Here is a 25,186-nt window from a genome sequence, read left to right on the forward strand (position 1 = left end):
CAAACGAAAATGATGAGGGGGAACGAACATACGATCCCCCTCATCAAGAAAAAAGAACATTTCGCTCCCATGTATAGATACACAGGAAGTAGCACATCAAGACGATTCATCGAGTTCAATACGTGTCAACGGCTGCTTCGCCGGGCCTTCGACGACGTCACCATCGATCGAAAAGCGCGAGCCATGGCAAGGACAGTCCCACGTCCGGTCGCCGCTGTTCCATTCAAGTTCACAGCCCATATGAGTGCACGTCGTGTCGACGACATGAAGTGTCCCGTTCTCGTCTTTGTAGGCGCCGGCTCGTTTCCCATTGACCGAGACGACCGCTCCCTCCCCGCGCGCCAAGTCTTGCGGCCGGCGGATGGCCGGCTCGATTTTGCCAGCCAATAAATGTTTGGCGACATCAAGGTTTGTTGTGAAAAACTGCTTCACACTCGGGTCAGCGTAAAAACGCGACGGGGAGTACAAGTCGCGATATTGATTGTCGCGGCCGAGAATGAGGTCAGACAGCAACATCCCTGCGGTAGTCCCGTTTGTCATCCCCCATTTCCGGTATCCTGTCGCGACATAAATGTTTGGTGCATCGGCTGTCATCGGTCCAATATATGGCATTTTATCAAGCGTCGTCAAGTCTTGGGCCGACCAGCGGTAACGGATGTCTTTCACCGTAAACAGCTGCGAGGCAAACGAGGAAAGCGCCTCATAATGTCGCATCGTCGGTACCCCTTGGCCGGTTTTATGGTTTTCCCCGCCGATGAGAATAAGTGTCTCACCGTTCGCCGCGGCGGAACGGACCGAGCGCTTCGGGTTATCGGCGCTTAAATACATACCGCCAGGATAAGGTTCAGTAATCGTCACTCCTAACACGTATGACCGCTCAGCATACATGCGGGAAAAGTAAAACCCGCCGTCATAAAACGGAAAGTGGGAACAGACGGCGACATGGTCACATTCCACTCGCTTTTTGTCGCGCGTCACGACGGACAGCCGCTTCCCTTGCTCGATGTCGGCGACCGGCGTGTATTCGTAAATCGCGACTCCTGCCTTTGTCATGGCATCGACAAGTTTGACTAAATATTTGAGCGGGTGAAACTGGGCTTGTCGCTTCATCACAACCGCCGCTTTCACCGGCAGCGGGAGCGGGATGGACTCAACGAAAGCGCCGTCGATACCGAGCCGCTCATATGCCTCCCACTCTTTTACTAACTTTTGAAATGAAGAGGAAGATGTCGTATAAATGTAGGCGTCTTGTTCGCAAAAGTCGCAGTCGATCTCATGCTGTTCAACCGTGCGGCGAATGAAGCCAAGCGCATCCATGCAGGCGTCATAATAAAGACGCGCTTTCTCCTTGCCGAAATGGTTGAGAAACTCATCGTATACTAGATCATGCTGGGCGGTAATTTTCGCCGTCGTGTGGCCCGTCGTCCCGTTGAGCAGCCGATCGGCTTCAAGAAGGGCAACACGTGCTCCTTGCGTCGCCAGCAAATAAGCGGTTGTAATGCCAGAAATGCCGCCACCGACGACCACGACATCGACGGAAATGTCTCCATCAAGCTTCGGAAAAGACGGAAGTGAGACAGAATCGCGCCAGTACGGTTCAACGATAGAAGGAAGGGATGACATACGTAGGCCTCCTTGCATGCCAATATTGTTTTCTGTAGTTTGCTCTTTGCCATGGCCTGTTATTCCACATATCCACAACCGCTTTCTTTTTTTGGCAATCGTCCGCAAGGAGAATGAAAGATGATACAATAGAAATGGAGAAACAAGACTGTTTTGCAAAAATAATGTTAAAGGAAGATTGGGAATGAATAAATATACAAATTCGTTCCATGAACGCGCCAATACGATGGCGGATAGTTTGATTTTGGAGCATTACAGCTTAAGCGAGCTCAACTTTGAAACGGTCAGCCATTACCGGGAGCGGTTTGCCCGCGTCAAGCCGGGCCATCCGTGGAACGGGCTTGAGACAAAAGAATTTTTATACAAAATTGGTGCATGGGGTAAGCTGCGCGACAGCAGCAAAGAAGGGCTGACACTCGCTGGCCTGTTGATGTTCAGCGAGGAGCGGATCATTACCGAGGTGCTGCCACAATACTTTTTAGAGTACCGGGAGTATGCCGATGCGAAGGAAACGGGTTGGACGAAGCGGTTCACTTCGCAGGACGGGACATGGTCCGGCAATGTGTACGATTTTTATTTCCGCGTGCTTGCTGAGCTGGAGCGTCACGTTTGGTCGGATGAAGGGCGCAGTATTCTTGGTGAGGCATTAGTAAATGCGCTCGTCCATGCCGATTATGGGGAAGAAGGAGGCATTACTGTCGAAAAAGAAGACGGGGCATTTCGCTTTGCTAATCCCGGTCGATTCCGCATCCCAGTTGAGGCTGCGTTGGCCGGACAAATGAGCAATTTGCGCAATCCGAACGTCTTTAAAATGTTTTTATTGATTGACGTATGCAAGCGGGCAGGATCCGGTCTAAAACGAATGCATGATATGCAAGAACGGGTGCTTGTCCAACCGGTCGATATCTCGCAACAAACGAATCCTAATCGTACGATCGTTACGTTATGCCCATTGTTATTTCCAGCCGAGGCGGGCGCAACGATTGAAACAGAAACAGACGAACCATTGCAACAGACTGAACAAGAATGGACGGAACAAGATGATCGATGGATTGAGGAGAGCTTCGTAAATAACGAACCCAACTCCATAAATACCAGCTCAAACTCCATAAATAACGAGCTAAACTCCATGAATAATGTCTCAAACTCCTTAAACAACGGTGGCGACTCCGTAAAAAACATCGGAAACTCCGTAAATAAACTGCCGAAGTTCATAAATAACGAACCCAACTCCGTAACTAACTCACCGAACTCCGATAGTAACGAAGCGAATGTTCATGATACGGATGGAGGAGAGGAAGAGGGAAAGATCGATGAACGATTATGGAAGATGGCGGAATTGGCGCGTCAAAAAAAACGGTTGGCTCCGGCGGTGATGGAAGAGATGATCGTCCGCTTGTGCTGCGAACGGCCGCTGCGGCTGAAGGAGCTGGCGGCGCTGCTTGAACGAACACCGGACGGGTTGCGCAACAACTATTTAGGAAAACTATTAGAAGAAGGAAAAATTCGTCTGAAATATCCTGACCAACCGAACCATCCTCGTCAAGCCTATATTGGGACGGGTAAATAATCATGTTGGTGACCAATGCGCGGCAATAAAAGGAAAAGGGTACCTTAGCGTGATATGATCCCCTTATAGTAGACAGAAAAAGAAAGCCCGCGAATCTGTTTACTATGGAGGGGATTTTTCTATGGGAAACATATGATTTAGCGTTTAAAAAGAAAGTCGTGGATTTCTATTTCAACAAGGGCATGGGCTACAAAATCATCGCTAAGGAGTTGGGAGTCGCTCATTCCACGGTGCGTCGATGGATGAATGGGAAGGAATCTAAGGGGGAAAGGAAAAGCGAAGAGACCCACAACAAGGGAAGGAAAATACCTTGAAGATCCTGAAACGAGGCGTCTTGAAGCGGAAGTAGAGATGTAAAAAAACTCTTAGAGGAGTGAAAGGAGGGCCGGAAGTCGTACCTGCTCACAAGAAATTCGCTATCATTCATGAAATGGACGGACGTCATGGTTTGATTCAACCGTTATGTGAGATCGCAGGTGTGTCTCGAAGTGGATACGACAAGTGGGCCAAACGATAGGAACACCCTTCTCGAAAGCAACGGGAAGGCGAGCATTGGAAGAAAAACATCGCGGAATGTCATAAAGAGCTCAAAGGCACATCTATGGGGATCGGGGAGTCCAAGTCTGGCTCAAACGGAAATACAGCTGAGTGTCAATCATAAACGGGTGCAAAGGCTGATGAGGGAGATGGGCATTCGCGCCGTCATTCAGAAGAAACGGCCTTATTACGGGAAGAAAGCATCCGATGCCATTTCAGGCAATCATCTGAACAGAAATTTCCATGCGACCAACCCCAACGAGAAATGGGTGACGGATATCACTTATCTCATCTTTAACGGACAAACGGAAGGTCAGGATGTCCAGGAAAGAAAACTGTTCTGGACAATGCCTGCATGGAAAGCGTTTTTCGCCATTTCAAGGCGGATGGTTTCCATCTGCGCTCGTTTCGCACAGCCGAAGAGGTGAAGGAGGTCGTACACAACGATATTCATTTTTATAACCATTAGTGTTTCCAAAAAATAAAACACCCTGAGTCCGTATGAATACAGAACTGAGGGTGTTTAAATGGGCTTTTTTCTTCCTGTCTACTTGACAGGGGTCACTGCATTTATTATACAGCTTGCTTTTTCTCTTGCTCGCGGTGTTCGCGGCGGTGCATTCCTTTAATGAAGTAGATCGCTGTCAGCAACAGCAACCACGTTGGGCCGACGATCAATGCGATGCGCGTATCCGGGAAATACGCCATTAAGATGATGACACCAATTAAGAAGGCAAGCGATACATAAGAGCTGTACGGATAAAATGGCATTTTGAATGCTAGTCGTTTCACTTGTTCTGCGCTAAGCTGCTTACGGAACTTCAGTTGGGAAAGCAAAATAATGGACCACGTCCAAATAGCGCCGAACGTTGCGATACTTGTCACCCATTGGAACACTTTTTCCGATACGTAGTTCAAATAGACGCCGACCAGCATGGCAAGGGCGGTGACGATCAAAGCGGTGCCAGGGATGCCGCGGTTAGTTAAACGGCTAAATGCTTGTGGCGCCTCTTTTTGTTCGGACAGGTTAAACAGCATCCGGCTCGTGCTGAAAATACCACTGTTGCACGACGACAGGGCAGCCGTCAAGACGACAAAGTTAATGATACCCGCGGCGGCATGAATGCCGACTTTTTCAAATGTCAACACAAACGGGCTCCCTTTTTGACCAATTTCATTCCAAGGGTAAATGGACATAATGACGAACAATGCACCGACGTAGAAAATTAAAATACGCCAAAACACAGTATTAATGGCTTTTGTCAACGATTTTTGCGGATTTTTCACTTCTCCTGCTGTGACACCGATCATTTCGATGCCTAAATAGGCGAACACGACCATTTGCAGCGACATGAGCACACCGCTAATCCCGTTCGGGAAAAAGCCGCCGTGTTTCCAAAGATTACTAATACCGGTGGCGATACCGCCGTTGCCGATGCCGAATATAATCATTCCTAAGCCAACGACAATCATGGCGATGATCGTGACAATCTTGATCAAAGCAAACCAAAACTCAAACTCCCCATACGCTTTTACGGCAAGGAAGTTAATGGACGTCATGAGTACAAGGGCAGCGAGCGCCCATGCCCAACGTGGTGTATCAGGGAACCAAAACTGCATATAAATACCAACGGCTGTAATCTCAGCGATACATGTGACCACCCATAAAAACCAATAGTTCCAACCGGTCAAATAACCGGCGAGCGGCCCTAAATAGTTATGCGCATAACGGCTGAACGAACCGGCAACCGGATGTTCGACCGCCATTTCACCTAATGCTCGCATGATAAAAAACATAATGGCACCGCTGATCGCATAGCCAAGCAAAATCGCCGGCCCAGCCATTTCAATTGCGGATGCCGAACCAAGGAACAAGCCAACGCCAATCGCTGCGCCGAGCGACATGAGCGAAATGTGGCGTTCTTCCAATCCTCGATGCAATTGCGGCTGCTTTTGCTCCATCTATTTTTCCTCCTAGCAATTGATAATAAATAATATTTTGCGAAAAAGTTTTCATAAAGCGCTTACAATATAATAGTAATCGATATGACAACGATTTGTAAATGAACAATATTTCCAAAATATTATTTATTGAATAATCAAAATATTATTTGAAATAGGGGGAATTGCCTCCTTGCCTTATATTTTGTACAATGGGAAACGCAAAATAAGCGGAACGGAATGAAGGTGATGATGATGGAGGAACGGGAAGCGAAAGCATTTCTTGAACAATTGCAGCAAGAAGGATTGCTCACCGAGCAAACGCGTCTAATTTGGGAAATGATTTTGCCAAAGCGGCTAAAACGGATGTATGACGTGTTGAACGAGCGCACCCGCTATATCACTGTCTTGATGGAAGCGGTGGATGATCCGCACAACCAAGCCGCCGTGTTGCGAACAGCGGAGGCGTTTGGCATTCAAGATGTCCATGTCGTCACCGGGAGGGCGCCGTTTTCGCCGAATCGGCTTGTGACGCGCTATGCCGACCAATGGCTGACGCTTCACCGGCAACCGGATATCAAAACAGCCATCAGCGACTTAAAACAGCAAGGGTATCAAGTGTATGCGAGCTATCTCGGCGAAGGGACGATTCCGCTTTCTGAGGTAAATGTTTCTAAGCCGACGGTGTTATTGTTCGGCAACGAACATAGCGGCGTATCGGAAGAGGCGCTCCGTTTGGCAGATGGGACGTTCGTCATCCCGATGTACGGCTTTGTCCAAAGTTTTAACATTTCTGTTGCTGCGGCATTGACGCTGTATGATGTCACTGAGCGGGCGCGGCGCCAAGTAGGGAGACGATATTATTTGTCACATGAAGAGAAAAAGACACTGTACGAACAATGGATGTGGCAGACATTGCATCCGCGCATCCGCAAACAATTGGAACAGCAAGGATATGTACCAACAATAGGAAAATAACCGGGTTCTTTTGAGAAGGGAACCCGGTTATTTTTTTTGATGGAATATTTTTGTGTGAATCCCCTTCCGGATCAATATTTCCCTAATCGAGGAAAATGGATGACGATTTCTTGAACAATGGTTGAACAGTTCGTGACAAATGTTTTGCCGATTTATGAACTTTTACACCCGTCAGTTTCAAATATTTTTAACTTTGATATGGTAGAAACTAAGACAATATGCATAGAAGGCACGCCTCACATGGTGGGGGCGGACGAAGGAGGATATACAGTGATGAAACGGGCGATATGGCGCGCGCTGTCGGTCTTGCCGCTCCTCTTTTTGCTTAGTGGTTGCGTCGAGCGTACAGCAGTGCTCAACCCACAAGGACCGGTGGCGCGAACGCAGTACGACTTAATTATGTGGTCAATCGGCTTTATGCTGTTGATTATTGTCGTTGTCTTTACTTTATTTACGGTCGTGCTCATTCGTTATCGGGAGAAGCCGGAGAACGCCGATTACGAGCCGCCGGATGAAGAAGGAAACACGCTGCTTGAAATCGTCTGGACAGCGATTCCCGTTTTGATTGTTGCGGCGCTTGCTGTTCCGACGGTGAAGGCGACGTTTGCCTTTGAGAAGCCGCCGACCGATAAAGTCAAACCAATAACGATTCATGTTACGGCAGCCAATTGGAAATGGATTTTCAGTTATCCGGAAGAGAACATTGAAACGGTCAACTATGTCCATATTCCAGCGGGTGTTCCGGTCAGGTTTAAGCTGACTTCAGTCGGACCGATGAACTCATTTTGGGTGCCAGAGTTAGGCGGACAAAAATACGCCATGGACGGCATGGAGACAGAGCTGATTTTACAAGCTGACAAACCGGGGTCATATATGGGGCGAAGCGCCAACTTTTCCGGGGAAAAGTTCACCCATATGGAGTTTGAAGTCGTCGCGCAAAAAGGAGACGACTTTAAGCAATGGGTCAACGAAGTGAAACAAACGGCGCCGAAGCTCAATGAGAACAAGTATGCAAAAATTTTAGAACCGGGACTTGTCGGGCGGATGACGTTCTCAAATACGCATTTAGAATGGATTGACCATGCGAAACAAAACAGCCATCATGTCGAGAGGAAATCAGCAGGTAACCATGGCAACCCAGACCATGACATGGCGAAAGACAGTCATCATCACGGAGAATAAGAAGGGGGGAACGGGCGATGAAATGGAGCGAGTTTTTCGTCACGGGTGAGCCGCTGATTTATGCGGCTGATGTCGCGATCGTCTTAACGATGGTCGGCATTGTGTTTGTATTGACGTATTTTAAAAAGTGGAAATGGATTTGGAATGAATGGCTTACGACTGTCGACCATAAAAAAATTGGCGTCATGTACATTATTTGCGCGGTGCTCATGCTCTTCCGCGGCGGCGTCGATGCCCTTTTAATGCGGGCACAGTTGACAGCTCCTAATATGAATTTTCTTGATGCCCAGCATTATAATGAAATTTTCACTACGCACGGGACGATTATGATTTTGTTTATGGCGATGCCGTTTATTATCGGTTTGATGAACATTGTCGTTCCGCTGCAAATCGGGGCGCGCGATGTCGCGTTTCCATACTTGAATGCGTTAAGTTTTTGGCTCTTTTTCTTCGGTGCAATGTTGTTTAACATTTCGTTTGTCATTGGCGGTTCGCCGGATGCTGGTTGGACGGCGTACTTTCCGCTCGCTGGCAATGAGTTCAGCCCTGGCGTCGGCAACAACTATTACGCTGTTTCCTTGCAAATTTCCGGGATCGGAACGTTAATGACCGGAATCAACTTCCTTGTGACGATTTTGAAAATGCGCGCGCCAGGCATGACGTTGATGCGCATGCCAATGTTTACGTGGACGATTCTCATTACGTGCGTTTTGATTGTGTTCGCTTTCCCAGTGTTGACAGTTGCGTTGGCGTTAATGACGTTCGACCGCTTATTTGATACACAGTTTTTCACGATGGCGAATGGCGGTATGTCGATGCTGTGGGCGAACTTGTTCTGGATTTGGGGACATCCGGAAGTATATATTGTGATTTTGCCAGCGTTCGGCATTTTCTCGGAAATCGTCAGTACGTTTGCGCAGAAACGGCTGTTTGGCTATAAAGCGATGGTTTACTCGATCGTCGGTATCGCCTTTTTAAGCTTTATTGTTTGGGTGCACCATTTCTTTACGATGGGCGCCGGACCAGAGGTTAACTCGGTATTCTCGATTACGACGATGGCTGTTGCCATCCCAACCGGGGTGAAAATTTTCAACTGGTTGTTTACGCTCCGGAAAGGGAAGATCCGTTTTACGACGGCGATGCTTTGGTCGCTGGCATTCATTCCGAACTTTGTCATCGGCGGTGTGACGGGCGTTATGTTGGCGATGGCAGCGGCTGATTACCAATATCATAACAGCTATTTCTTGATTGCCCACTTCCATTATGTGTTAATCGCGGGTGTGGTGTTTGCCTGCTTTGCCGGCTTGCATTACTGGTATCCGAAGATGTTCGGCCATATGTTAAACGAGCGGCTCGGCAAATGGACGTTTTGGCTATTTATGATCGGCTTTAACGTCTGTTTCTTCCCGATGTATTTCCTCGGACTTATGGGAATGACGCGCCGCATGTACACATATTCGGACGGTCTCGGCTGGACGCCGCTCAACGTCGTTGCGACCGTTGGGGCGGTGCTGATGGGAATCGGATTTATTGTACTTTGCTATAACATTTATTACAGCGCTCGCTATGGCGAACGTGACATGACCGGCGACCCGTGGAATGGACGGACGCTTGAGTGGGCGACTGCGTCGCCACCGGTGCACTACAATTTCCCGGTCACTCCGATTGTTGACGATTTGGATGCGTACTGGGTAATGAAGAAAAAACAAGGCGGTTTCCAAGTGAAAGAGGAGGAATTGAAGCCGATCCATATGCCAAGCAATTCGGGGCGTCCGTTTTGGATCTCGGTCGCATTCTTTGTCGCAGGGTTTGGTCTTGTGTTCAAATGGTTTGCATTAGCGATTGCCGGTGCGTTGTTCATTGTGCTCGGGCTCATTCTCCGCTCGTTTGAAAATGATGACGGCTATCATATTGGCGTCGATGAAATTAAACGGACTGAGCGAGCGGCGCGAAAGGGGGCGTGACGAATGGGAGAAGCAGTACATCGTTATGATGAAACGATGCCGCTTGAGTATCGGACAGAGGAAAATCGGCTCAACATTTTAGGATTTTGGATTTTTTTAGGGGCAGAAGTCGTCTTATTTGCGACCTTGTTTGCGACTTACCTTGTCTTATTCCAGCGAACCGGCTCCGGACCGACAGCGCAGGAATTGTTCCAAGTAAAAGACGTATTGATTGAAACGTTGTTGTTGTTGACGAGCAGTTTCACGTGCGGGTTGGCCATTTTTGAAATGCGCCGCGGCCGGCTTGCTGGGCTTCTCGCTTGGCTGCTTGTTACGCTTTTGCTTGGGATTGGGTTTATTACATTTGAAGTTCGCGAGTTTATTCATTATGTCCATGAAGGGGCGACGATGCAGACAAGCGCCTTTTTATCAAGCTTTTTCGTCCTTGTCGGCACGCACGGCGCTCACGTCAGTTTAGGGATCGGCTGGATGATTTTCATCATCATCCAGTTACTCCAGCGCGGGTTGACAGTAAAAACAGCAAGAAAAGTGTTTATCGTCAGCTTGTATTGGCACTTTTTAGACGTTGTTTGGATTTTTATTTTCACGCTCGTTTATTTGTTAGGGATGGTGGTGTAACATGGGTACGAACGGCCATCATGAATCATTTCCATGGAAACATCTAATCGGTTTTGTTCTTTCGCTCCTCTTAACGTTTGCGGCACTGTGGGTGGCGCTCTCGTCCGGGCTGCCGCTTAAGGCAGTCATCGTCGTCATTGTTTTGTTTGCGATGATTCAAGCAAGCTTGCAACTATTTATGTTCATGCATGTAGCGGAAAGCGACAGCGGCAAAGTGCAAACGTTCAACATGGTGTACAGCTTTTTCATCGCTGTCGTTGTTGTGGCCGGTTCGGTTTGGGTCATGCAATTTGTATTGTAAAGCAAGATTGGCCTAGAGACCCGGTGGTGTCATCGTCAATGCGGCCAGCTTAAAAAATCTTGCAAACCTTAGCCTCAAAAACCGCCCCAAAAGGGAGAAACAATCATTTTTGCTTAACCTTCCAGGAAGGCGGTGTGAAAGGGAGGAATTTCACCATAGAAAAAGGCGTCTTGCCCCAAATGGCAAGACGCCTTTTACAATACTTTTGACAAAAACGCTTTTGTCCGCTCGTGCTGCGGGCGGTCGAACAAGTCTCCCGGTTTTCCTTCTTCGACGATGTAGCCGCCGTCCATAAATAAGACGCGGTCACCGACCTCGCGGGCAAAGCCCATCTCATGGGTGACAATGACCATCGTCATCCCCTCATTGGCGAGCTGCTTCATGACGGAAAGCACTTCGCCGACCATTTCTGGGTCAAGGGCTGACGTCGGTTCGTCAAAGAGCATGATTTTCGGTTCCATGGCCAATGCCCGGGCGATGGCAACGCGCTGCGCCTGCCCACCGGAGAGGGAATCCGGATAGACATTGGCTTTGTCTTGCAAACCGACTTTGGCAAGCAGTTCCATCGCTTTTGCTTCCGCTTTTTCGCGCGGCCATTTGCGCACTTTCATCGGCGCGAGTGTAATGTTGTTGAGCACCGTCATGTGAGGGAACAAGTTAAAGCGTTGAAACACCATGCCGACTTCCTCGCGCACTTTATTTAAATTGGTGTCTTTCGCCTTCAAATTGATGCCGTCAATGATAATCTCACCTTCATCGAAATCCTCAAGCAAGTTTAAACAACGCAAAAACGTCGATTTCCCCGATCCCGATGGGCCGATGACGACGACAACTTCCCCTTCGTGAATATGCGCGTCGATTCCTTTTAACACTTGGAGTGAACCGAACGATTTTTTTAATTGGCGTACATCGATCATTGGGTCGAATACTTCCTTTCAAGATAATGTGACAGTTTGCTTAAGGAGAGCGTCAAAATTAAATAGATAAATGCAACGGTTAAATACGGCTCCCAGACGCGGTAATACTCACCAGCGGCCGCTTTTCCCCAGTACATAATTTCCGGGGCGGCGATAATCATCCCGAGCGACGAATCTTTAATCAAGACGATAAACTCGTTCGCAAACGGCGGAATCATCCGCTTTAACGCCTGCGGCAAAATAATGTATCGCATCGCTTGCGCGTGCGTCATCCCAAGCGAGCGAGCCGCTTCCATTTGCCCTTTGTCGATGGACTGGATACCGGCGCGGAAAATTTCCGCGACATAGGCGGCGGAGTTCAGTGACAGTGAGACGACTAAGGATACGAGGGCGTTCGGTTCTGCAAGCAAAAGCGGCATGGCACCAAAATGGACGAGCAAAATTTGCACGACAAGTGGCGTGCCGCGGAAAAAGTTAATGTACCATGTGAACGGCAGGCGGATGAGTGGGTGCCTGGACATTTTCCCAAGGCCGATGAACAGGCCGAGGATGAGGCCGAACACGATGCCGGCTAATGAGACGCCGATCGTTACGAGCAGCCCTTTCCAAAAGTAAGGAGCGTATTCAACAATAATATCAAAACGAAAATCCATCAATCTCACCTTTCTCTTAAGAAAAATGCGTAACTTGCTAGCAGTTACGCATTTTCCTTTGTTCGTGCGCTTATTGTTGTTGCTTTAAATTTTCAATATTCGGTTCTATGCCAAACCATTTTTTGTAAACTTCTGTATATTTACCGTTTTCAATGATGTTCTTTAACGCTTCATCCACTTTTGCTTTCAAGTCGCTATCTTTCGGGAAGATGATACCGTAATATTCCGAAGTGAAGTTGTCCGGATCTTCAATGACTTGCAATTTTTTGTCCGGATTGTTTTTCACATATTCGTTCGCTACTGCGTTATCGGTGATCACGGCATCAACACCGCCGTTTAACATCTCCATAATGGCAACAACACTTGTTTCGAACTTTTTAATATGCTCACCTTTGCCAAACAGCTTTTCAGCAGCTTCTTGACCAGTGGTCGCGTTTTGGACACCGATCGTTTTCCCTTTTAAGTCGAGGGCGTTTTTCACTGGGCTGCCTTCTTTCACTAAGATCACTTGGGTTGCTTCAAAGTACGGAGCTGAGAAATCATACGATTGTTTCCGCTTATCCGTGATAGTAATACCGGAAATGCCCATGTCGATTTCTTTGCTTTGCAGCGAAGCGAACAGCGGATCCCAGCCGATGTTTTTCAACTCATAGTCCAAGCCGGCTTCTTTCATGACCGCATCGAGAAGGTCAGCATCAAAACCAACGACTTTCCCTTTTTCCATATACTCAAACGGAGCAAACGCAGCGTCTGTTCCGACAGTGATTTTTTGTTTCGTTTCTTTCTCACTGCCTGACGAAGAGGTTGTTTCTGTCGACTTGCCGCAAGCGGCGAGCGCCATAAACAACGCAGCAACGACAGCCACGATGAATCCTTTCTTCAATCTTAACATCCTAGAAAATCCCCCTTTGGAATCATTGTCGATGAACGATTATCATACTATCAATATTTTTGTGATTATGCAATAGGTTTTATAAAAATAATTGTTTGAACATTTTGGTACTTGGTTACAAAAAGGGAAAATGCGCATTTTTCCAATGTTTTTCTCTGCATTAACTGGAATTTATATGGGAAATATAATTTTACATGCATTTTTATGAAATAGTTTTTGTAATAGAGAAAAGTATAAATGATTTATTTGAATTTACAAAATATTATAGCAGAAAGGGGTAGGGATTGGCAAAGGTTTTGTGAATTCGTTTACTATAGCGATATGGAAAAAAATAAATACTATTGTGTAAATACTATCGATTTCGTTATGATGAAAGTGATGACAAGACAGCAAAGGAAGGAGAGTCTTCATGGTTTTATTTTCCGTCATTGTTTATTTAGTTGGCATGCTTTGGATCGGTTATTGGGCGTATAAACGGACGTCCAACTTGTCCGATTATGTGCTCGGCGGTCGGACGCTCGGACCAGCGGTCACCGCGTTGAGCGCTGGGGCTTCCGATATGAGTGGCTGGCTGTTGATGGGGTTGCCAGGAGCGATGTATCTTGACGGGGTGAGCGCCGCTTGGATTGCCATCGGGCTGACGCTAGGCGCTTATGCGAACTGGCTGTATGTTGCGCCGCGGCTGCGTGTTTATACAGAAGTAGCGAACGACTCGATTACGATTCCGGAATTTTTAGAAAATCGCTTCAGCGATACGACGAAATTGTTGCGGATGGTGTCTGGGATTGTCATTATGATCTTTTTCACGTTTTACGTTTCATCCGGTCTTGTCTCAGGTGGTGTGTTGTTTGAGAACTCGTTTGGGGTCAGCTACCATACGGGGTTATGGATCGTCGGCGGTGTTGTCGTTGCTTATACGTTGTTCGGCGGCTTTTTGGCGGTCAGCTGGACGGACTTTGTACAAGGGACCATCATGTTTATCGCTCTCATTCTTGTCCCGGCTGTGACACTGTTTCACACAGGTGGGCCGGTTGATACGATCGAGACGATTCGCGATATTGATCCAGCTTTGTTAGATCTGTGGAAAGGAACGAGTTTTCTCGGGATTATTTCATTATTCGCCTGGGGGCTTGGTTATTTTGGCCAACCGCACATTATCGTCCGTTTTATGGCCATTAAATCGGTCAAAGAAATGAAAAGCGCCCGTCGCATTGGCATGGGCTGGATGATTTTTTCAATCGTTGGGGCTATGCTGACAGGTCTTTTTGGAATCGCTTACTTTTCGCAACGCGGCATGAAGCTCGATGACCCGGAAACGGTGTTTATCCAACTTGGTGAAATTTTGTTCCATCCAATCATCACGGGATTTTTGCTGGCGGCGATTTTGGCAGCGATCATGAGCACGATTTCCTCACAGCTGCTTGTCACGTCCAGCTCGCTGACTGAAGATTTGTATAAAGTGCTGTTCCGCCGCTCGGCTTCAGACAAGGAGCTTGTCCTTGTCGGCCGCCTGTCGGTGCTCGTTGTCGCCATTGTCGCGACCGCGTTGGCATACACGAAAAACGATACCATTTTAAACTTGGTCGGCTATGCGTGGGCTGGGTTTGGCGCGTCATTTGGCCCGGTTATTTTGCTAAGCTTGTTTTGGCGGCGAATGACGAAATGGGGAGCGTTCGCCGGCATGGTCGCTGGAGCGATGACAGTCATCCTCTGGACGCAATCAGACTACTTAAAAGGGCTGCTGTATGAAATGATCCCAGGATTTGCCGCAAGCTTGCTTGCCATTGTCGTGGTGAGCTTGCTGACGAAGGCACCGGAAGGGAAAGTGGCCGAGCAATTTGACCGGTTTAAACAGTCGCTGTCATAAGCAAGACAAACAGGGTGTCCTTTGTCGTAGGGACACCCTGTTGTCAATGAGATATTTTTGTATGTCCCGACTCAAGTACAGGTGTTGTCGCGACACCATGTCACCCGATTCTAGTCCGGATGCGGGCGTTTGTCGCGGCATGATGTCGTCCCGTCCCCATCCGAGTACAAGTCGGTGTGGCGGTTGCGCTATGTCGCGACCGCCCTTTTTTTCTGAAAATGCGCACGCCATTTTCATGCTTAGGTGGAAGGAATCCCTTATCCTAGACCTTTTCGATATCATTGCGCCTCCTTTTTTCGCTCCTGCACATGGAAACCTCATCATGAAATCTGTTTTTGACGGCGAGACGGCAGTTAGATGTCCCGATGCGGCCACCTGCTGCTTGATAAAAAAAGACAAGGCTGAAGCCTTGTCTATTGTTCCATATAGCGGCGGTAAGCGCCGTGGTGTGTCGGTCCGACGTATTCGTTTAATGGGAATGAATGGCGAATGGCAGCGGTGATGAACGCCTTGGCGGTCGCAATGGCGTCTTTGACCGGGCGGCCTTTTGCCAGTTCGGCAGCGATGGCCGCCGAGAACGTACAGCCGGCTCCATGTGTATACGTCGTTTCAATTCGTTCTGATTCAAGCAGCTCGAACGTTTTGCCGTCATAGAGGACATCGACTGCGTAGTCATGCGGGATTTTCCGTCCACCTTTGACGATGACATATTGCGCGCCGAGCTCATGAATGCGCCCGGCTGCCTCTTTCATATCTTCCACCGTTTCAATGCGCGGCAGACCGGATAATTGAGCTGCCTCAAACAAATTCGGCGTCACAACCGTCGCTTTTGGCACGAGCGTTTCACGGTAGCACACTGTATTTTCTGGGTGAAGCGGCTCGTCCGCCCCTTTGCACACCATGACTGGGTCGATGACGGCGTTTGTTAAGCCGTGTTTTTCAATCGTTCGTGCGGCCAACTCAATGATGTCAGTCGTCGGTAACATCCCTGTTTTTAAGGCGTCAACGCCGACACCGACGATGATCGTCTCAAGCTGAGCTTCGATCGTTGCCAAGTCAACAGGAAACACTTGATGCGCCCAACGATTGTGCGGATCCATGGCGACGATTGTCGTAATCGCCGTCATTCCATACACGCCAAGCTCTTGAAAGGTTTTTATATCCGCTTGCAGTCCAGCGCCGCCACTACTGTCTGAGCCGGCGATCGTTAATGCTTTGGGCATCGTCATCGTGATTCACTCTCCTTTTTAATGAAAATCATATCATGAATCTGTCTCAAGGATAAAACAGTCGTTCCACATCGGCAGAAAAGATCTCGAGAACAAGCGAACGCGCCGCGAAACAATCTGTTTTTCTAGACAGTTCACAAAACGTCCTTCTTTCCCAAGCATTATCATTATACAACGCCTGTCTTGATGGAAGAAAACGATTTTGCATGACGAACAAATAAAAAAAGCCGTCCGTATGGGACGGCAATTTATGGCAGTGAATGGGCAGCGATGAACATGCGGCCGACAACGCGCTTTGCCGGCCGCATTCGTTAGCGTTTAGTTGGCCGCCAACGTTTTGCCGAGCGCTTCGCGGGCCGGTACGTAGCGGTAACCGAGGTCGCGGGCAACCGCTTCGTACGTGATTTCGCCGTTGGCGACGTTGAGGCCAAGCTCGAGCGCCGGGTTGTCAGCAATGGCTTGGATAACGCCTTTATTAGCGATTTGTAAAGCGTATGGGATCGTGACGTTCGTCAAGGCGATCGTCGAAGTGCGCGGGACGGCACCCGGCATGTTAGCGACTGCATAGTGGACGACACCGTGTTTGACGTAGGTCGGGTTGTCATGTGTCGTGACGTGGTCGCTCGTTTCAACGATACCGCCTTGGTCGATGGCGACATCGACAATGACCGAGCCCGGTTTCATTGCTTTTACCATATCTTCCGTGACGAGTTTCGGTGCCCGTGCGCCTGGGATGAGAACCGCACCGATGACAAGGTCAGCTTCAGCAACTGCTTCAGCGATGTTCATCGGGTTGGACATGAGCGTTGTAATTTGGTGGCCGAAAATGTCGTCAAGCTCACGGAGACGGTCAGCGTTCAAGTCGATGATCGTCACGTCTGCACCAAGACCGACCGCGACTTTTGCTGCGTTCGTACCGACGACCCCACCGCCGATGATCGTTACTTTACCGCGGGCAACGCCAGGAACGCCGCTAAGCAAAATGCCTTTTCCTCCGTACGGTTTTTCTAAGAATTGCGCCCCGATTTGCGCCGCCATCCGTCCAGCGACTTCACTCATCGGCGTCAACAACGGCAGCGTGCGGCCGACTTGCACCGTCTCATAAGCGATGGCGATGACACCGCTTTCTTTTAAGGCGCGAGTCAATTCCGGCTCTGCCGCCAAATGCAAATACGTGAACAAAATGAGACCTGGACGGAAATAGCCGTATTCACTTGGCAGCGGCTCTTTTACCTTCATTACCATATCAGCCTGTGCCCAAACGTCTTCGGCACGTTCAATGATTTGCGCTCCAGCGCGGATGTAATCGTCGTCGCTGAAACCGCTTCCAACTCCTGCCTCTTTTTCGATGAGCACTTTATGTCCTGCTTGAACGAATGACAAAACGCCTGCTGGCGTAATCGCGACACGGTTTTCGTTATTTTTGATTTCCTTTGGTACTCCAATAATCATCAATATCGTTCCTCCTCGTAAGAAGTGGCTGCACCTATAGTATAAAAGAAAAGGAGCAGGTCGGACATTGTTCAAAAAAGAGAAAAGAAGCACACAGTTTTTGTGGATTTTCACAAATTAACTATGCGCTTCATATTTCGCTAATTTAATATCGATATATAATTTGATTTTTTGATTCATATCATTGAGATCAAGCTCAGCAATGTCAGCGATTCTTTTTAACCGGTAAGCAAGCGTGTTCGGGTGAATGTTGAGGGCGTCGGCGGTTTCTTGCACGTTTTCATTATGATCAAAGAATGTTTCGAACGTTTTCACTAAATCGCTATGATGTTTTTTATCGTATATGTGCAGCTTGGCTAAAGCTGGGTTGGCCCATTCCCCTTGCCGCTTTTTCTCAAGCAAAAAGTCAAAAAACTGGTAAATGCCGAGCTGGGCGTAGCCGTAAACCGTCTTTATTTCATTGCCGAATTTTTCTTTCAGCGCTAGTACGGCGAGCGCTTCACGGTAGCTTTTTTCGATCAGACGATATGACTCGTATACGCCACCGAATCCGCTTTGCACATCATGAATGTGAAATCGCTCTTTCATTTTCGCGGAAAACGACTCGATGAATTCGTTCAGTTCTTTTAGCGGCTGATCCGTTTTCGGCGCTGCTAGCAAAATGACGTTACGTCTGTCAGTTGTATAGAGAAGGAGCGGGAGTTGCTGAGTTGTTTGTAATAAGTAGGAAATTTGCCGTTCCATTTCGGTGGTCAAATCGGCCGCAAAACGGAAGACGACGACAGCAAACTGCGGCGCTGCCGTAATTTGCACCGCGGCAAGATGCGCACGGATTTCATCTTCGGTCGCGATATGACTGGTGAGTAGTTTCCAAAACAGCTCTTGCACTCGTTCTTCTTTTTTGTTTTTGCGCATATACAGTTGCAACACTTTATTTTTCGCCGCTTTGGCCGCCAGCTTCAGCCATTCCATCTCCTCAGGCGAGAGCGTCCGGTTCGTTTCGAGCACCCAGATAAAGCCGATCACTTCATCGTTTTTCCAAATGGAGACGGCGACGCGGCTGCCGAGGCCAACACCTTCAATTGGTGGAACGCGCACCGGTTCACGGCTTTTCAGCAACGCTGGAATGGCACCTTGTTTCCATAAGCTGTTAATCACTTTTTCTGGAACGCGTCGGCTGATGATTGTCGCCGTCCGTGCCGGGTCGGTGTGATCATCATGGGCGCTGTAGGCGATGAGCCGATGGTTCGCGTCTTCGATGGTCACCGGACATCGCAGCACGTCGCTGACGCGGTCGGCAAACTCTTCAAGGCTGTCAAACTCGCCGCGGAACGGGTCATTGTAATGAGACATATTTGTTTCCCTCGCATTGTCCATAGGATTTTAGTTTGATTTTACCATAAATGAGGATTGTTCATGCATTCTACAAAGAAAGAGGAGTGAGTGCACTTTTTGTTGAATGAATGGCAAAGAGAGAGTGGACAAGGAGGAGATGGTTGTGAAAAAGTGGGAAATCGCTGTTATTCCCGGCGACGGCATCGGTAAGGAAGTCGTGCCAGCAGCGTTGGATGTGCTGTGGGCCGTCGCCGATGTCCATGGGGGAATGACGTTTTCGTTCACCGAATTTCCGTGGAGCTGTGACTACTATGTTGAACACGGCAAAATGATGCCGGATGACGGGTTATCGATTTTGCGAAATTTTGATGCCATTTTTCTTGGAGCGGTCGGCAATCCAGCGCTTGTTCCCGATCATATTTCATTATGGGGCTTGCTCTTGAAAATCCGCCGCGAATTTGAACAAGTGATCAATATCCGTCCAGCGAAATATTTCCACGGCTTGTCCTCCCCGCTTGCGGAGCCGCACGAATTTGATTTCATCGTCGTCCGTGAAAACAGCGAAGGTGAATATAGTGAAGTCGGTGGGCGCATTCATCGCGGTGAAGATGAAATCGCCATCCAAAACGCCGTATTTACCCGCAAAGGAACGGAGCGGGCGATGCGCTACGCGTTCGAGCTGGCCCGAAAGCGGAAAAGGCATGTAACGAGCGCAACAAAATCAAACGGTATTTTCCATACGATGCCGTTTTGGGACGAAGTGTTCGCCGACGTCAAGCGCGACTATCCGGATGTCGCGACCGCGTCGTACCATATCGACGCGTTGGCGGCCTTTTTTGTCACACGGCCACACATGTTTGACGTTGTTGTCGCAAGCAACTTGTTCGGCGACATTTTGACTGACCTCGGCGGCGCCATTATGGGAAGCATCGGCATCGCTCCGGCGGCGAACATAAACGTCAACGGCAAGTACCCGTCAATGTTTGAGCCCGTGCACGGTTCAGCGCCGGACATTTACGGCAAAGGCATTGCCAATCCGATCGGGCAAATTTGGACGGCCAAATTAATGCTTGACCATTTCGGTGAAGAAGAACTCGGCGCTCTGTTGTTAAACGTAGTCGAGGAGGTTACGGCCGACGGCGTCAAAACACCGGATATCGGCGGCACGGCGACGACGAAGGAAGTAGCCGCGGAAATTTGCCGACGCTTGCGCGAGCATGCCTGACCCGTCAGAGCAGCAGGCGGCGCGGTTTGCAGTTTCCTTCCATTCGGGTATACTTGTTGTCGGAAGAACTGACAAAGAAAGGATGACATACGTTGTTCAAAAAATGGTTTGGCAAAAAACAGTCAGAGGAAGAAACGATTGTTGCGCCGCTGAGTGGGACGGTCGTGCCACTTGAGGACGTGCCTGATCCGGTGTTTGCGCAAAAAATGATGGGCGACGGTATCGCCATTGATCCAACGGAAGGGGACGTTGTCGCTCCAGTGGATGGCGAAGTCATTCAGCTTTTTCCGACGAAACATGCTGTTGGCTTGCGCTCGGAAGCAGGGGTTGAGCTGCTTATTCATGTCGGCATCGATACGGTGGCGATGAACGGAGAAGGGTTTACCGCCCATGTACAGGCCGGCGACCGGGTGAAACGAGGCGAGCGGCTCCTTTCCGTTGACTTCTCGCTCGTTCGTGAAAAGGCGAAAAGCGCCATTACGCCGATCATCATTACGAACGGCGACGCGCTTGCTACCCTTGAGAAAAAGGCCGAAGCCTCGGCGACAAAAGGGGAGACCGTCTTATTTCATGTAAAAATGAAATAACATTCACCGCCCGGTTTTCCTCACATCAGGATAACCAGCCGGTTGGAATTGGCACTCACGGGTATCTTCATATGGATATCAAGAAATGGGAACGCTAAAATATGCTTGCATCTACAAAGCTGTCAAACGAGGGGGAATTGTTTGGCGGCTTTTTTTATCATTTCGAACCGAGAAACCCTCACTTCCAAGCGTGAGTGAAGGGGAGCGGTCATTGTATGTGACGGTTTGTTTTGTGAGAAAATGATCAATATATGATTGAATTTGCGCTGAACCGCTTCTATAATGGATATAGGTTCTGTCTTGACATCAATAATGACAGGAGGATATACATGAATCAACAGACGATTTCCCAGCGCAAGCTGTTAGGTATCGCCGGCCTTGGCTGGCTGTTTGATGCGATGGATGTCGGTATGTTGTCGTTTTTGATGGCCGCCTTGCAAAAAGATTGGAACTTAAATGCAGGGCAGGTCGGCTGGATCGGCAGTATCAACTCGATCGGCATGGCGGTCGGGGCGCTCTTGTTCGGGTTGCTGGCTGACCGGATCGGCCGGAAAAACGTCTTTATTATCACATTGTTATTGTTTTCGGTCGGCAGCGGGCTGTCGGCGTTGACGACAACGTTGGCCGCATTTTTGGTGCTTCGTTTTTTGATTGGCATGGGGCTTGGCGGTGAGTTGCCGGTTGCCTCGACGTTAGTCTCCGAAGCGGTGCCGGCGGCTGACCGCGGCCGGGTCGTCGTGCTGCTTGAAAGCTTTTGGGCCGGCGGCTGGTTGCTGGCGGCGCTCATTTCGTATTTTGTCATTCCGACTTACGGTTGGCGAGTGGCGTTATGGTTGGCGGCCGTACCGGCGCTGTACGCCATTTATTTGCGCCTCCAATTGCCGGATTCACCGCGGTTTGTGGCGACAAAAAAAGAAGAAACGATATGGAGCAACATTGCGAAAGTATGGTCGGCTCCGTATCGGAAGGAAACGACGATGCTTTGGCTCCTTTGGTTCTGTGTCGTCTTTTCGTACTACGGCATGTTTTTATGGCTGCCAAGTGTTATGGTGATGAAGGGATTTAGTTTAATCCAAAGCTTTGAATATGTGCTCATCATGACCTTGGCGCAACTGCCTGGCTATTTCAGCGCCGCATGGCTGATCGAGCGGGCGGGGCGGAAGTTTGTTTTGACCACCTATTTGCTTGGTACAGCGGCGAGTGCTTACTTTTTCGGTACGGCCGAGTCGCTTGTTGGATTGATGGCAGCCGGCATCTTCCTCTCGTTTTTCAACCTCGGCGCCTGGGGGGCGCTGTACGCCTACACGCCGGAGCAATACCCGACGTCAATCCGTGCGACCGGGGCCGGTATGGCGGCGGCGTTTGGCCGCATCGGCGGCATTTTTGGGCCGCTGTTGGTCGGCTCCCTTGTTACTCAAGGCGTGTCAGTGACAGCGATTTTTACGTTGTTCTGCCTGTCGGTCCTTGTTGCTGTCCTCGCGGTCGCCGTTCTTGGCAAAGAAACGAAGCAGCAAGAACTCGTCTAACAGGATGGAGAAAAACGATGGTTTTTCCATCGTGCAGCGGTCTTCGGACGAGGGAAAAGGTTAACGTTTGCAAGATTTCTCTATTTGAGAAGATGCATGTTTTGCATCACGTTCTCCATTTACATGACCAACCTTCTAAGTTGACAACCAAAAAATAGGGGCGATACCTTAAGGGTAAGCCCCTTTTTGTTTGGGAACATGGAGAGAGGCGGTGGATTTTCGGTGGATTCGTTCGTATCGGTCGTCATCCCGACGTACAATCGTCCCTATCCGTTAGCCGAGTTGCTCGAGTCACTCAGCCGGCAGACGTATCGTTCATTTGAAGTGATTGTGGTCAATGATGGCGGCGTCCCGGTCCATGATGTTGTCGCTTTGTACCCAGAGCTTGAGATCCGACTCATCGACCGTTGCAATGAAGGACATGTGATGGCTCGCAACGTAGGCGTCCAAGCGGCGCGCGGTGAATACATTATGCTTTGTGATGACGATGACTTGCTTTTACCATGCCACTTAGAGCGGATGGTAGCGGCGCTCGAGCATGCGGATTTCGCTTATTCCGATGCGGAGATTGTCCAATATCGGGTAGAAAATGACCAACGCTTGCCGATGGCCCGCTTTTTATTTGCCTATGAGTATGATTTGGAAGCGATGCGGACGTTCTCAACGTACGTCCCGTCCGGAAGTGTGTATCGGAAAGCACTTCATGACGAAATCGGTTACTTTGATGTGTCGGTTCATCATTATTGGGATTGGGACTTCTTTTTGCGTGCCGCGTCCGCTTGTCGCGTCACTCGTGTCGCGGCGGCGACTGTTTTGTACGCGTTCAGCCCGGACGGCGACAATATGTCGCGACAAATGGGAGACAAGCGGCGACATTACTTGCGGCGGCTTTGCGAGAAGCATGGGCTTGGCGACTTGCCCGTGAAAAACTTTTGGCTGTTGCTTGACGAGCCGGAAGTCGCGCGTCGCCGAACTGAAAGCGAAGTCATCTGGGACGGTCAGCCGATGGTGTCGCGATTTTGGGCGCAAAAAAAGAGGGCAACTATTGACAGGAGTTTTTTGGGTTTGCTATGATAGTGAATAAAATCGTATAACGAATCGCGATGACGGATCAATAGTAGTTAACCCTCTCTTCCAAAGCGAGCCGGGGGCGGTGGAAGCCCGGTGAAGACGGTTAATGAAACGGCAGTCCGGAGCGGAAACATGGAAAAGTGGATGTGCCATTGGCGCATCAACTAGGGTGGAACCGCGGGAGCTACGCTCTCGTCCCTAGGCAGTAAGCCTAGGGGCGAGGGCGTTTTTGATTGTTGGAAATCGAATATGGAGGAGGATGATGACATGGCTGCAACAATGGAAGAAATCGTTGCCCACGCCAAGCATCGCGGCTTCGTGTTTCCGGGGTCGGAAATTTACGGTGGGCTGGCGAACACATGGGATTACGGTCCGCTCGGTGTCGAGCTGAAAAATAACATTAAACGGGCGTGGTGGAAAAAGTTCGTCCAAGAATCGCCACACAATGTCGGTTTGGACGCTGCCATTTTAATGAACCCAAAAACGTGGGAAGCATCCGGCCATTTAGGCAACTTCAACGATCCGATGGTCGACTGCAAACAGTGTAAAGCGCGTCATCGCGCCGACAAGCTGATTGAGCAGGCACTTGAAGAAAAAGGAATTGAGATGGTCGTTGACGGTTTGCCGCTTGCCAAGATGGAAGAGCTTATCCGTGAATACGACATCGCTTGTCCAGAATGCGGCAGTCGTGACTTTACGAACGTGCGTCAGTTTAATTTAATGTTCAAAACATACCAAGGTGTCACCGAATCAAGCGCTAACGAAATTTATTTGCGCCCGGAGACGGCCCAAGGTATTTTTGTCAACTTTAAAAACGTCCAGCGCACGATGCGCAAAAAATTACCGTTTGGCATCGCGCAAATCGGAAAAAGTTTCCGCAACGAAATTACGCCAGGGAACTTTACGTTCCGCACACGTGAATTTGAACAAATGGAGCTTGAGTTTTTCTGCAAACCGGGCGAAGAGCTGAAATGGTTCGACTACTGGAAACAATTTTGCAAGGAATGGCTGTTGTCGCTCGGCATGAACGAAGAACATATCCGCCTGCGCGACCATACGAAAGAAGAATTATCCCACTATAGTAATGCGACGACTGATATCGAGTATCAGTTCCCGTTCGGCTGGGGCGAGCTCTGGGGTATTGCGTCGCGCACCGATTACGACTTAAAACAGCATATGGAACACTCCGGTGAGGATTTCCATTATCTTGACCAAGAAACGAATGAGCGCTACATCCCGTACTGCATTGAGCCGTCGCTCGGTGCCGACCGTGTCACGCTCGCGTTTATGATTGACGCCTATGACGAGGAAGAGCTCGAAGACGGCACGACCCGGACAGTTATGCATTTGCATCCAGCGCTTGCGCCGTACAAAGCAGCTGTCTTGCCGTTATCGAAAAAGCTGGGTGACGGAGCGCGCCGAATTTATGAAGAGCTCGCGAAGCATTTCATGGTCGACTACGATGAAACAGGTTCGATTGGCAAGCGGTATCGTCGTCAAGATGAAATCGGCACGCCGTTTTGTATCACGTACGACTTTGAGTCCGAGCAAGATGGCCAAGTAACCGTTCGTGACCGTGACACGATGGAACAAGTGCGGTTGCCGATTGGGGAGCTCAAAGCCTTTTTGGATAAAAAAATTGCCTTTTAATGAAATGGGCGGGGTTGACTCAAAAGATATAGAATGGTGAATCTGTCAATGCGCATATACAGTCATGG

At 49.1% G+C, this 25,186-nt stretch carries 22 protein-coding genes; 14 read left to right on the forward strand and 8 right to left on the reverse strand.

Annotated features, from left to right (window positions below; genetic code table 11):
* Positions 1-96 precede the first annotated feature (96 nt).
* Positions 97-1,623 (reverse strand): FAD-dependent oxidoreductase, encoded by a 1,527-nt coding sequence (locus DSM465_RS0108280; RefSeq protein WP_029761089.1) that lies wholly within the window; start codon positions 1,621-1,623, stop codon positions 97-99.
* Between the two features lie 184 nt (positions 1,624-1,807).
* Between DSM465_RS0108280 and DSM465_RS0108285 the strand changes: the two genes are divergently transcribed.
* The 3 genes from DSM465_RS0108285 (at position 1,808) to DSM465_RS20250 (ending at position 4,199) form a co-directional block, all read left to right on the forward strand.
* Positions 1,808-3,193 (forward strand): putative DNA binding domain-containing protein, encoded by a 1,386-nt coding sequence (locus tag DSM465_RS0108285; RefSeq protein ID WP_029761090.1) that lies wholly within the window; start codon positions 1,808-1,810, stop codon positions 3,191-3,193.
* A gap of 488 nt (positions 3,194-3,681) precedes the next feature.
* Positions 3,682-4,158 carry an IS3 family transposase gene (locus DSM465_RS20085; protein ID WP_099233077.1) on the forward strand — a complete coding sequence of 159 codons (477 nt, stop codon included), beginning with the start codon at positions 3,682-3,684 and terminating at the stop codon, positions 4,156-4,158.
* Complete coding sequence (locus tag DSM465_RS20250) at positions 4,128-4,199, forward strand: hypothetical protein (RefSeq protein ID WP_366664336.1); 72 nt, start codon at positions 4,128-4,130, stop codon at positions 4,197-4,199. The genes DSM465_RS20085 and DSM465_RS20250 overlap by 31 nt, the downstream gene beginning before the upstream one ends.
* A gap of 104 nt (positions 4,200-4,303) precedes the next feature.
* Here the strand turns inward: DSM465_RS20250 and DSM465_RS0108300 are convergent, their stop codons facing one another.
* Complete coding sequence (locus DSM465_RS0108300; RefSeq protein ID WP_008880787.1) at positions 4,304-5,692, reverse strand: amino acid permease; 1,389 nt, start codon at positions 5,690-5,692, stop codon at positions 4,304-4,306.
* 234 nt (positions 5,693-5,926) lie between these two features.
* On the opposite strand from DSM465_RS0108300, the gene DSM465_RS0108305 reads away from it, so the two are divergent.
* The 5 genes from DSM465_RS0108305 (at position 5,927) to qoxD (ending at position 10,714) form a co-directional block, all read left to right on the forward strand.
* Positions 5,927-6,649, forward strand: coding sequence for a TrmH family RNA methyltransferase (locus tag DSM465_RS0108305; RefSeq protein ID WP_029761091.1), 723 nt, complete (start codon positions 5,927-5,929; stop codon positions 6,647-6,649).
* A gap of 273 nt (positions 6,650-6,922) precedes the next feature.
* A complete protein-coding gene (gene qoxA / locus DSM465_RS0108310) occupies positions 6,923-7,831 on the forward strand; it encodes a cytochrome aa3 quinol oxidase subunit II (protein ID WP_011888437.1) in 909 nt (302 codons plus the stop codon).
* Between the two features lie 17 nt (positions 7,832-7,848).
* Complete coding sequence (qoxB, locus tag DSM465_RS0108315) at positions 7,849-9,795, forward strand: cytochrome aa3 quinol oxidase subunit I (protein WP_011888436.1); 1,947 nt, start codon at positions 7,849-7,851, stop codon at positions 9,793-9,795.
* 3 nt (positions 9,796-9,798) lie between these two features.
* A complete protein-coding gene (gene qoxC / locus DSM465_RS0108320) occupies positions 9,799-10,413 on the forward strand; it encodes a cytochrome aa3 quinol oxidase subunit III (RefSeq protein ID WP_011888435.1) in 615 nt (204 codons plus the stop codon).
* Position 10,414: 1 nt separating this feature from the next.
* Complete coding sequence (gene qoxD / locus DSM465_RS0108325; protein WP_008880780.1) at positions 10,415-10,714, forward strand: cytochrome aa3 quinol oxidase subunit IV; 300 nt, start codon at positions 10,415-10,417, stop codon at positions 10,712-10,714.
* 194 nt (positions 10,715-10,908) lie between these two features.
* Here qoxD and DSM465_RS0108330 read toward each other — a convergent pair whose 3' ends face one another.
* From DSM465_RS0108330 to DSM465_RS0108340, 3 genes are all read right to left on the reverse strand, one after another.
* Positions 10,909-11,631: an amino acid ABC transporter ATP-binding protein gene (locus DSM465_RS0108330; RefSeq protein WP_011888433.1), complete on the reverse strand. Its 723-nt coding sequence runs from the start codon at positions 11,629-11,631 to the stop codon at positions 10,909-10,911.
* On the reverse strand, positions 11,628-12,284 hold the full coding sequence (locus DSM465_RS0108335; protein WP_008880777.1) for an amino acid ABC transporter permease: 657 nt from the start codon (positions 12,282-12,284) through the stop codon (positions 11,628-11,630). Before DSM465_RS0108335 ends, DSM465_RS0108330 begins: the two co-directional genes overlap by 4 nt.
* 70 nt (positions 12,285-12,354) lie before the next feature.
* The gene (locus DSM465_RS0108340) at positions 12,355-13,176 is read right to left on the reverse strand and encodes a basic amino acid ABC transporter substrate-binding protein (RefSeq protein ID WP_008880776.1); all 822 of its coding nucleotides are present in this window, start codon (positions 13,174-13,176) and stop codon (positions 12,355-12,357) included.
* A gap of 409 nt (positions 13,177-13,585) precedes the next feature.
* On the opposite strand from DSM465_RS0108340, the gene putP reads away from it, so the two are divergent.
* Positions 13,586-15,043 (forward strand): sodium/proline symporter PutP, encoded by a 1,458-nt coding sequence (gene putP / locus DSM465_RS0108345; protein WP_008880775.1) that lies wholly within the window; start codon positions 13,586-13,588, stop codon positions 15,041-15,043.
* A 413-nt stretch (positions 15,044-15,456) separates the two neighbouring features.
* Here putP and pdxK read toward each other — a convergent pair whose 3' ends face one another.
* From pdxK to DSM465_RS0108365, 3 genes are all read right to left on the reverse strand, one after another.
* Positions 15,457-16,272 (reverse strand): pyridoxine/pyridoxal/pyridoxamine kinase, encoded by an 816-nt coding sequence (gene pdxK / locus DSM465_RS0108355; RefSeq protein WP_008880773.1) that lies wholly within the window; start codon positions 16,270-16,272, stop codon positions 15,457-15,459.
* Positions 16,273-16,590: 318 nt separating this feature from the next.
* The gene (gene ald / locus DSM465_RS0108360) at positions 16,591-17,724 is read right to left on the reverse strand and encodes an alanine dehydrogenase (protein ID WP_008880772.1); all 1,134 of its coding nucleotides are present in this window, start codon (positions 17,722-17,724) and stop codon (positions 16,591-16,593) included.
* A gap of 117 nt (positions 17,725-17,841) precedes the next feature.
* Complete coding sequence (locus DSM465_RS0108365; RefSeq protein ID WP_029761093.1) at positions 17,842-19,077, reverse strand: PucR family transcriptional regulator; 1,236 nt, start codon at positions 19,075-19,077, stop codon at positions 17,842-17,844.
* Between the two features lie 139 nt (positions 19,078-19,216).
* Between DSM465_RS0108365 and DSM465_RS0108370 the strand changes: the two genes are divergently transcribed.
* From DSM465_RS0108370 to DSM465_RS0108390, 5 genes are all read left to right on the forward strand, one after another.
* A complete protein-coding gene (locus DSM465_RS0108370) occupies positions 19,217-20,284 on the forward strand; it encodes a tartrate dehydrogenase (RefSeq protein ID WP_029761094.1) in 1,068 nt (355 codons plus the stop codon).
* A 92-nt stretch (positions 20,285-20,376) separates the two neighbouring features.
* Complete coding sequence (locus DSM465_RS0108375; protein ID WP_029761095.1) at positions 20,377-20,871, forward strand: PTS sugar transporter subunit IIA; 495 nt, start codon at positions 20,377-20,379, stop codon at positions 20,869-20,871.
* A 329-nt stretch (positions 20,872-21,200) separates the two neighbouring features.
* A complete protein-coding gene (locus DSM465_RS0108380) occupies positions 21,201-22,397 on the forward strand; it encodes an MFS transporter (protein ID WP_029761096.1) in 1,197 nt (398 codons plus the stop codon).
* A 198-nt stretch (positions 22,398-22,595) separates the two neighbouring features.
* A complete protein-coding gene (locus DSM465_RS0108385; protein ID WP_049756702.1) occupies positions 22,596-23,471 on the forward strand; it encodes a glycosyltransferase family 2 protein in 876 nt (291 codons plus the stop codon).
* Positions 23,472-23,735: 264 nt separating this feature from the next.
* Positions 23,736-25,118 carry a glycine--tRNA ligase gene (locus tag DSM465_RS0108390; protein ID WP_029761097.1) on the forward strand — a complete coding sequence of 461 codons (1,383 nt, stop codon included), beginning with the start codon at positions 23,736-23,738 and terminating at the stop codon, positions 25,116-25,118.
* Positions 25,119-25,186 lie beyond the last annotated feature (68 nt).

The organism is Geobacillus thermodenitrificans subsp. thermodenitrificans DSM 465 (assembly GCF_000496575.1).
Taxonomy (GTDB): Bacteria; Bacillota; Bacilli; order Bacillales; family Anoxybacillaceae; genus Geobacillus; species Geobacillus thermodenitrificans.

Excerpts from the sequence above, each read along its gene's own strand:
- DSM465_RS0108280 (WP_029761089.1), bottom strand. The coding sequence starts at position 1,623 with ATGTCATCCCTTCCTTCTATCGTTGAACCGTACTGGCGCGATTCTGTC.
- DSM465_RS0108285 (WP_029761090.1), top strand. The coding sequence starts at position 1,808 with ATGAATAAATATACAAATTCGTTCCATGAACGCGCCAATACGATGGCG.
- DSM465_RS0108300 (WP_008880787.1), bottom strand. The coding sequence starts at position 5,692 with ATGGAGCAAAAGCAGCCGCAATTGCATCGAGGATTGGAAGAACGCCAC.
- DSM465_RS0108305 (WP_029761091.1), top strand. The coding sequence starts at position 5,927 with ATGGAGGAACGGGAAGCGAAAGCATTTCTTGAACAATTGCAGCAAGAA.
- qoxA (WP_011888437.1), top strand. The coding sequence starts at position 6,923 with ATGAAACGGGCGATATGGCGCGCGCTGTCGGTCTTGCCGCTCCTCTTT.
- qoxB (WP_011888436.1), top strand. The coding sequence starts at position 7,849 with ATGAAATGGAGCGAGTTTTTCGTCACGGGTGAGCCGCTGATTTATGCG.
- qoxC (WP_011888435.1), top strand. The coding sequence starts at position 9,799 with ATGGGAGAAGCAGTACATCGTTATGATGAAACGATGCCGCTTGAGTAT.
- qoxD (WP_008880780.1), top strand. The coding sequence starts at position 10,415 with ATGGGTACGAACGGCCATCATGAATCATTTCCATGGAAACATCTAATC.
- DSM465_RS0108330 (WP_011888433.1), bottom strand. The coding sequence starts at position 11,631 with ATGATCGATGTACGCCAATTAAAAAAATCGTTCGGTTCACTCCAAGTG.
- DSM465_RS0108335 (WP_008880777.1), bottom strand. The coding sequence starts at position 12,284 with ATGGATTTTCGTTTTGATATTATTGTTGAATACGCTCCTTACTTTTGG.
- DSM465_RS0108340 (WP_008880776.1), bottom strand. The coding sequence starts at position 13,176 with ATGTTAAGATTGAAGAAAGGATTCATCGTGGCTGTCGTTGCTGCGTTG.
- putP (WP_008880775.1), top strand. The coding sequence starts at position 13,586 with ATGGTTTTATTTTCCGTCATTGTTTATTTAGTTGGCATGCTTTGGATC.
- pdxK (WP_008880773.1), bottom strand. The coding sequence starts at position 16,272 with ATGACGATGCCCAAAGCATTAACGATCGCCGGCTCAGACAGTAGTGGC.
- ald (WP_008880772.1), bottom strand. The coding sequence starts at position 17,724 with ATGATTATTGGAGTACCAAAGGAAATCAAAAATAACGAAAACCGTGTC.
- DSM465_RS0108365 (WP_029761093.1), bottom strand. The coding sequence starts at position 19,077 with ATGTCTCATTACAATGACCCGTTCCGCGGCGAGTTTGACAGCCTTGAA.
- DSM465_RS0108370 (WP_029761094.1), top strand. The coding sequence starts at position 19,217 with ATGGTTGTGAAAAAGTGGGAAATCGCTGTTATTCCCGGCGACGGCATC.
- DSM465_RS0108380 (WP_029761096.1), top strand. The coding sequence starts at position 21,201 with ATGAATCAACAGACGATTTCCCAGCGCAAGCTGTTAGGTATCGCCGGC.
- DSM465_RS0108385 (WP_049756702.1), top strand. The coding sequence starts at position 22,596 with ATGGAGAGAGGCGGTGGATTTTCGGTGGATTCGTTCGTATCGGTCGTC.
- DSM465_RS0108390 (WP_029761097.1), top strand. The coding sequence starts at position 23,736 with ATGGCTGCAACAATGGAAGAAATCGTTGCCCACGCCAAGCATCGCGGC.